We start from the raw sequence: 7,295 nt of genomic DNA, 5'->3' as shown, positions 1-7,295 counted from the left end.
CCGCCTGCCGCCGGCCCGGCCGGACGGCGCCGCCCACGCGGTCGGCCGGCCGAGCGGCGCCACCCATGCCATCGCCTGGGCGCTCTGCCTCGCGGTGCTGATCGCGGCCGGCCTCCTCGGCCTGCCCTGGCTCGGCCTCGCGCTCGCCGGTCTCCTGGCCTTCGTTGCCGCCTGGACCCTGTCGCGGATGGCCGCGCGCCTCGTCGGCGGCCAGACCGGCGACGTCATCGGGGCGTGCCAGCAGACCGCCGAGATCGCCGCCCTCCTCGCCCTCGTGATCGCGGTTCCCGCCTGATGCCCGCCTCCTCCCCCTGCATCCGCCTCTGCGTCCTCGATCCCGTGACCGGCCTGTGCGAGGGCTGCGGCCGCACCGGCGACGAGATCGCCGCCTGGGGCGCTCTCGCCGAACCGGAGCGGGTGCGCATCATGGCGGGACTGCCGGCCCGGCTCGCCGCGGCCTATCCCGACCTCGAGCCGGCGCCCTCCCCGGCCCCCGTGGTCGCCTGACCGGTGCCGGGCGCGGTCGGCATCGGGCTCCTGCTGCTCGCCTGCGCCTACGCGCTCAACGCCGTCGGCGGCCGCGCGATCGCGGGCCTGCGCCCGGACGAGGCGGCCGGGCTCGCGGGCGGCTTCGCCGCCGCGCTGCTCATCCTCAACGGCGTCGGGAACCGGTTCCGGACCGGATTCGCCGAGGGCGTCCTCGCCCTCCTGGTCTGGGGCGTCGTCGGCACCGGGCTCGCCTCCCTCTACGTCTACCGCGACCAGGCCCGCGACCTCGCCTTCCGTACCCTCGGCGAGATGGACCCGGGCCAGCCCGTCCCCGGCGCCGGCCGCGAGGTGACGATCGCCCGCCGGGTCGACGGCGGCTTCACCGTCCAGGCGGCGGTGAACGGGCGGCGTCATGCCTTCGTGTTCGATACCGGCGCCAGCGCCGTCGTGCTCACCGCCGAGACCGCCGCGGCGCTCGGCCTCCACCCGGCCCCCTCCGCCTTCCGGGTCCAGGTCCAGACCGCCAACGGTCGCACCGCCGCCGCCCCGGTGGTGCTCGACACGGTGGCGGTCGGCCCGATCGGCGAGACCCGCGTCTCCGCCCTGGTCACCCGCCCGGGGGCCCTGAGCGTCAACCTGCTCGGAATGAGCTTCTTGGAGCGCCTCGCCTCCTACGAGGTCCGGGGCAGCCGGCTGATCCTGCGCGGGGCGGGAGGTGAAACAAGCGCTCGGTGACGGTGCCGCGGGTCGTGCAGGCCTCGGCCGGCCGCCCCAAGACAATCCGCCTCCGAGACGATCCGCCTCCGAGACAACCGACGCGGTTCGGAGGCGCCCGGAGCGAGATGCGTGAATACGCCGGGCCCGCGGAAACCCGCGCCGTTCCTCTCAGCACGATCAGCCCACGCCGCGATCGGCGGGAACCCGGGCAATCGCCGTCTCGGCAGCGCAGTCTATGACGGCCGGCCCGACGGGGGGCAGGACTAGCGTGCCGCGTCCGGCCCCGGAAAGGCGCCGAGCGACACCCGCGCGACATCCCGCAGGGCCTCCCGGTCGGCGCCCGAGGATGCGAGCACGCCCATGCCCGAGGCGACCGTCGAGAGGAAGCGCGCCAACGCCGCCGGGTCGGCGGACGCACCGAGGTCGCCGTCGCGCTGAGCCGCGGCGAAGCGCTCGCGCAGCTCGGTCTCGGACTGGGCACGCCGGGAGGCGAGCTCGAACGGAATGTTCTCCGAGCCCTCGCCGCAGGCGAGCCCGCCCTGGACCAGCAGGCAGCCGGGGGGGTTGGCCGGATCGGTGTGGCTCTCGGCGATGCTGGTCAGGAACCGCTCGGCCACCTCGCGGGCGGTGGCGCCGGCCAGCACGTAGCGCATGTGCGTGGAGCGCCGCTCGGCGTAGCGGTCAAGCGCCGCCTTGAGCAGCCCCTCCTTGCTGCCGAAGGCCGCGTAGAGGCTCGGCGGCTTGATGCCCATCGCCTTGGTCAGCATGGCGAGGCTGGCGCCGTCGTAGCCGTGGCGCCAGAACACCTCCATCGCCTCGTCGAGGGCCTTGTCCGTGTCGAACGACCGGGGCCGTCCCATCGCCATCGCCTGCCGACTCCCATTTTTGTATCGAGTGGTAGATAAGTATCTTGACGGGCCGCGTCGACACCGACATGTGTATCGCACGATACAGATATCGGAGCCGGCCGTGAACCCATCTCGCGCCCCATCCCTAGGCCAATTCCTCGTCCGGCGCAGCGCCGGGATCGGCCTCGTCCTCGCCCTGCTGGCGGGGGCCTCCTATCCCTTCCTCGCGCCGTCCATCACCCGGGGGAACGCTGCCATCGCGGCGACGCCGCCGGCCGAGGCCGCGGTGCCCGCCCCGGTCGCCGCGATCACCCCGCGCGACGTGGTGCTGTGGGACGATTTCTCCGGTCGCCTGGAGGCGGTCGAGCGCGTCGATGTCCGGGCCCGCGTCGGCGGGGCGGTCCAGGCGACGCACTTCGCCGAAGGGGAACTCGTCGAGGCCGGCGACCTCCTGGTGACCATCGACCCGGCGCCCTACGCGGCGGAGGTCCAGCGCCTGGAGGCCCAGGTGGCGGGGGCCGAGGCCCGGGTCGCCCTGACGGTGAGCGACCTCGAACGCGGGCGCCGGCTCTCCGACCAGCAGATCGTCACCGCCCGCGACCTCGACGTGCGCGCCAACGCCGCCAAGGAGGCGAAGGCAAGCCTGGACGCCGCGAAGGCGGCGCTGGCGGCGGCCAGGCTGAACCTCGGCTACACCGAGATCCGGGCGGCGGTGGCCGGGCGCGTCGGGCGCCGCGAGGTCACGCCCGGCAACCTCGTCACCGCGGGCGCGGGGGCGGCGGTGCTCACCACCCTGGTCTCGGTCGATCCGATCCATGCGAGCTTCGACGCCGACGAGACGGTGGTGCTCCAGGCGCTCGCCTCGATCGCCGGCCCGGCGGGCGGGCGCGGCCGGCTCGACGCCATCCCGGTCGAGATGACCACCGCCGAGGGAGCGCCCGCCCGCGGGCACCTGCAATTCATCGACAACAAGGTCGATGCGCGCAGCGGGACGGTCCGGGTGCGCGCCAGCTTCGCCAACGGCGACGGCCGGCTCATCCCGGGGCAGTTCACGCGGATGCGGCTCGGCCGACCCGCGCCCGAGCGGCTGCTCCTCGTCGACGAGCGGGCGGTCGGCACCGACCAGGACAAGAAGTTCGTGCTCGTCGTCGGGGCGGACGACCGCGCCGCGTTCCGGGCGATCACCCTCGGCCGCGCGGTCGACGGCTTGCGGGTCGTGACGTCGGGCCTGTCGGGCGGCGAGCGCATCGTCGTCAACGGCCTGCAGCGGATCCGCCCCGGCACGCTGCTCAGCCCCGAGCCGGTGACGATGGGCGCGCGCGGCGCCCCCGAGACGCGCCGCCTCGCCGAGCGCTGACGACCCCGGCACCCCCGACCCGATCCACCGTCCGGCGCGGACACCCGGCGGCGGCTCCCGAGCGGCCGCGCGGATCCCCCGTGCCTTCCCGCTCCCCGGCCGTCTGCTGCCTTGCCGTCTTCTCCTTGGCCCGCTGCCCCGCCCCCGGAGGGCGCCATGACCCTGTCCAAGTTCTTCATCGACCGGCCGATCTTCGCGGGCGTGCTCTCGGTGCTCATCTTCATCGGCGGCCTGCTGGCGCTCCTGGCGATGCCGATCTCCGAGTATCCCGACGTGGTGCCGCCCTCCGTGGTGGTGCGCGCGACCTTCCCGGGGGCCAACCCGAAGGTGATTGCCGAGACGGTGGCGACGCCGATCGAGGAGCAGATCAACGGCGTCGAGGGCATGCTCTACATGTCGAGCCAGGCGACGACGGACGGCATCATGACGCTGACCGTCACCTTCCGGCTCGGCACCGACCCCGACAAGGCCCAGCAGCTCGTCCAGAACCGGGTCTCGCAGGCCGAGCCGCGCCTGCCGGCGATCGTGCGCCAGCTCGGCATCGTCACGGTGAAGTCCTCGCCCGACCTGACGATGGTGGTCCACCTCGTCTCGCCGAACGGGCGCTACGACATGACGTACCTGCGCAACTACGCGGTGCTCAACATCAAGGATCGGCTGGCCCGCCTCGACGGCGTCGGCCAGGTCCAGCTGTTCGGGTCCGGCGACTACGCGATGCGGATCTGGCTCGACCCGCAGAAGACCGCCGAGCACGGCCTGTCGGCGGGCGACGTGGTGCGGGAGATCCAGGCCCAGAACGTGGAAGCGGCGGCCGGCATCATCGGCGCCTCGCCGGCGGTGCCCGGCCTCGACCTCCAGCTCTCGCTCAACGCCGAGGGGCGCCTCGCGAACGAGGAGCAGTTCGGCGACATCGTGGTCAAGACGGGAGAGAACGGCGAGATCACGCGGCTTCGCGACATCGCCCGCGTCGAGCTCGGCGCCTCGGACTACGCGCTGCGCTCGCTCCTCGACAACAAGGCCGCGGTGGCGCTGCCGATCTCGCAATCGCCCGGCTCGAACGCGATCCGGATCTCCGACGAGGTCCGCCGGACCATGGCGGAGATCAAGCGGACGATGCCCGAGGGGGTCGACTACCAGATCGTCTACGACCCGACGCAGTTCGTGCGCGCCTCGATCGAGGCGGTGATCCACACGCTGCTCGAGGCGGTCGCCCTCGTGGTCCTGGTGGTGATCCTCTTCCTGCAGACCTGGCGGGCCTCGATCATCCCGCTCCTCGCCGTGCCGGTCTCGATCGTCGGCACCTTCGCGGTGATGCACGCCTTCGGCTTCTCGATCAACGCGCTCAGCCTGTTCGGCCTCGTGCTCGCCATCGGCATCGTGGTCGACGACGCCATCGTGGTGGTCGAGAACGTCGAACGCAACATCGAGGCCGGGCTGTCGCCGCGGGACGCCAGCTACCAGGCGATGCGCGAGGTCTCGGGTCCGATCATCGCCATCGCGCTGGTGCTGGTGGCCGTCTTCGTGCCGCTCGCCTTCATCAGCGGGCTCACCGGCCAGTTCTACAAGCAGTTCGCCCTCACCATCGCGATCTCGACGGTCATCTCGGCGATCAACTCGCTCACCCTGTCGCCGGCCCTCTCGGCGCTCTTGCTGCGCGACCACCACGCCCCGAAGGACCGGCTGACGCGGGCGCTCGACACCCTGCTCGGCTGGTTCTTTCGCCGGTTCAACCGCGCCTTCGGGCGCGCCTCCGACGGCTACGGCCGCGGCGTCGGCGCCGTCGTCTCGCGCAAGGGCGCGATGATGGTGCTCTACCTCGTCCTCGTCGGGCTCACCGTCGGGCTGTTTCGCCAGATCCCCGGCGGCTTCGTGCCGGGGCAGGACAAGCAGTACCTCGTCGGCTTCGCGCAGCTGCCCGACGGTGCCACCCTCGACCGGACCGAGGAGGTGATCCGGAAGATGAGCGAGATCGCCCTGAAGGAGCCCGGCGTCGAGAGCGCGGTGGCCTTCCCGGGCCTGTCGATCAACGGCTTCACCAACTCGTCGAATTCGGGGATCGTGTTCTCGACCCTCAAGCCGTTCGAGGAGCGCAAGGACCCCTCGCTCAACGGCGCGGCGATCGCGCAGTCGCTCAACCGCAAATACGCGGCGATTCCCGAGGCCTTCATCGCGATGTTCCCGCCCCCGCCGGTCAACGGGCTCGGCACGATCGGGGGGTTCAAGCTCCAGATCGAGGACCGCGCCGGCCTCGGCTACGAGGCGCTGAACGAGGCCACGAAGGCGTTCCTCGCCCGGGCCGCGCAGGCGCCGGAGCTGGCCGGCCTCTTCTCCAGCTTCCAGATGAACGTGCCGCAGCTCTTCGCCGAGATCGACCGGACCAAGGCGCGCCAGCTCCGTGTCCCGGTCACCGACGTGTTCGACACGCTGCAGATCTATCTCGGATCGCTCTACGTCAACGACTTCAACAAGTTCGGCCGCACCTACTCGGTCCGGGTCCAGGCCGACGCCCCCTTCCGCGCCCGCCAGGACGATGTCGGACTCCTGAAGGTCAGGGCGGGATCGGGCGAGATGGTCCCGCTCTCGACCCTGCTGCGGGTGCGCCAGACCGCAGGGCCCGAGCGGGCGATGCGCTACAACGGCTTCCTCACCGCCGACATCAACGCGGGTGCCGCCCCCGGTGTCTCGTCCGGCCAGGCACAGGCCGCCGCCGCCCGCATCGCCGCCGAGACGCTGCCGCGGGGTTTCGCCTTCGAGTGGACCGACCTCACCTATCAGGAGTTCATCGCCGGCAATTCGGGAATCTGGGTCTTTCCGCTCGCGCTGCTCCTCGTCTTCCTGGTTCTGGCCGCGCAGTACGAGAGCCTTGCCCTGCCGCTCGCGATCCTCCTGATCGTGCCGATGGGGCTGCTGGCGGCGATGTTCGGGGTCTGGCTCTCGGCGGGCGACAACAACGTCTTCACCCAGATCGGCCTGATCGTGCTCGTCGGCCTCTCGGCGAAGAACGCCATCCTGATCGTCGAATTCGCCCGCGAGCTGGAATTCGCCGGCCGCACGCCGCTCGCTGCCGCCATCGAGGCGAGCCGCCTGCGGCTGCGCCCGATCCTCATGACCTCGATGGCCTTCATCATGGGCGTCCTGCCCCTCGTCACCGCTACCGGGGCCGGCGCGGAGATGCGTCGCGCCATGGGCGTCGCGGTGTTCTCCGGCATGATCGGCGTCACCGCCTTCGGGCTATTTCTGACACCGGTCTTCTACGTGCTGCTGCGCCGCCTCTCGGGCAACCGTCCGCTGAAGCACCACGGGGATGAGAAGCCCCACGCGGGGCAGGCCGGGATCGGGCAGGCCGCGTAGCCGGCGGGGAAGCTCGCCGAGGCTGCGCGCCGGCCGGCTGCATGACGACGGAGCGCCGACAGCTATCCCGTTCGTGCGGCGCCCGGAATCCTCCGGGCGATGCAACTCGCGCGCAGCAGGCGACGCGACCATGCCTCGCGATGTCCCCGGAGAGTCCTGACGCAGGGGGAAGAGTTGATGGGCGGTCGCCCCCCGCGGGGTCGTGCCTATCGCGGGTCAGCCCCTGGTGCGGCCGCGGCGGGCCGCCGTGGTGGTCGGTGAAGCTCGAGCGCTCGCCGGTTTCCTTGGCGCGCTGGACGCGCATGCGCTGCCAGATCAGGAACAGGATCACGAGCGCGAAGGTCGTGAAAGCGAGCATGTAGATCAGGCCGGAATCGCCCATGGCCGTTGCCTCCTTGTCGCGCCCCGGGGGGCATAGAGTGACGGGCGCACGGGCGGCGGATGCCGTCGCACGCTTCAGATGAAACTCTCCGATCCCTGCATTCCGCCGCTGCGGCAAATCGTCGTGAGATGAAAGAAAGAAATCACCCTGA

The 7,295-nt window shown here is 71.8% G+C and carries 6 protein-coding genes; 5 read left to right on the top strand and 1 reads right to left on the bottom strand.

What is annotated here, in order from left to right; genetic code table 11:
• From HPY23_RS05570 to HPY23_RS05560, 3 genes are all read left to right on the top strand, one after another.
• The coding region (locus HPY23_RS05570) for an adenosylcobinamide-GDP ribazoletransferase (protein WP_200649567.1) at positions 1-295 on the top strand (295 nt) is incomplete at its 5' end.
• Positions 295-507 (top strand): DUF1289 domain-containing protein, encoded by a 213-nt coding sequence (locus HPY23_RS05565; RefSeq protein ID WP_060850015.1) that lies wholly within the window; start codon positions 295-297, stop codon positions 505-507. The genes HPY23_RS05570 and HPY23_RS05565, both read left to right, overlap by 1 nt.
• A gap of 3 nt (positions 508-510) precedes the next feature.
• Positions 511-1,224 (top strand): retropepsin-like aspartic protease family protein, encoded by a 714-nt coding sequence (locus tag HPY23_RS05560; RefSeq protein WP_091887751.1) that lies wholly within the window; start codon positions 511-513, stop codon positions 1,222-1,224.
• A 245-nt stretch (positions 1,225-1,469) separates the two neighbouring features.
• Here the strand turns inward: HPY23_RS05560 and HPY23_RS05555 are convergent, their stop codons facing one another.
• The gene (locus HPY23_RS05555) at positions 1,470-2,072 is read right to left on the bottom strand and encodes a TetR/AcrR family transcriptional regulator (RefSeq protein WP_060850013.1); all 603 of its coding nucleotides are present in this window, start codon (positions 2,070-2,072) and stop codon (positions 1,470-1,472) included.
• A gap of 88 nt (positions 2,073-2,160) precedes the next feature.
• Here HPY23_RS05555 and HPY23_RS05550 point away from each other — a divergent pair, with 88 nt between their 5' ends.
• Positions 2,161-3,411 carry an efflux RND transporter periplasmic adaptor subunit gene (locus tag HPY23_RS05550; RefSeq protein WP_091887798.1) on the top strand — a complete coding sequence of 417 codons (1,251 nt, stop codon included), beginning with the start codon at positions 2,161-2,163 and terminating at the stop codon, positions 3,409-3,411.
• 156 nt (positions 3,412-3,567) lie between these two features.
• Positions 3,568-6,762, top strand: a complete 3,195-nt coding sequence (locus HPY23_RS05545) for an efflux RND transporter permease subunit (protein WP_091887753.1) — start codon at positions 3,568-3,570, stop codon at positions 6,760-6,762.
• The last annotated feature ends 533 nt before the right edge of the window (positions 6,763-7,295 follow it).

This window comes from Methylobacterium ajmalii (genome assembly GCF_016613415.1).
GTDB classification, from domain to species: Bacteria; Pseudomonadota; Alphaproteobacteria; order Rhizobiales; family Beijerinckiaceae; genus Methylobacterium; species Methylobacterium ajmalii.
This window is presented reverse-complemented; position numbering and strand designations above follow the sequence as displayed.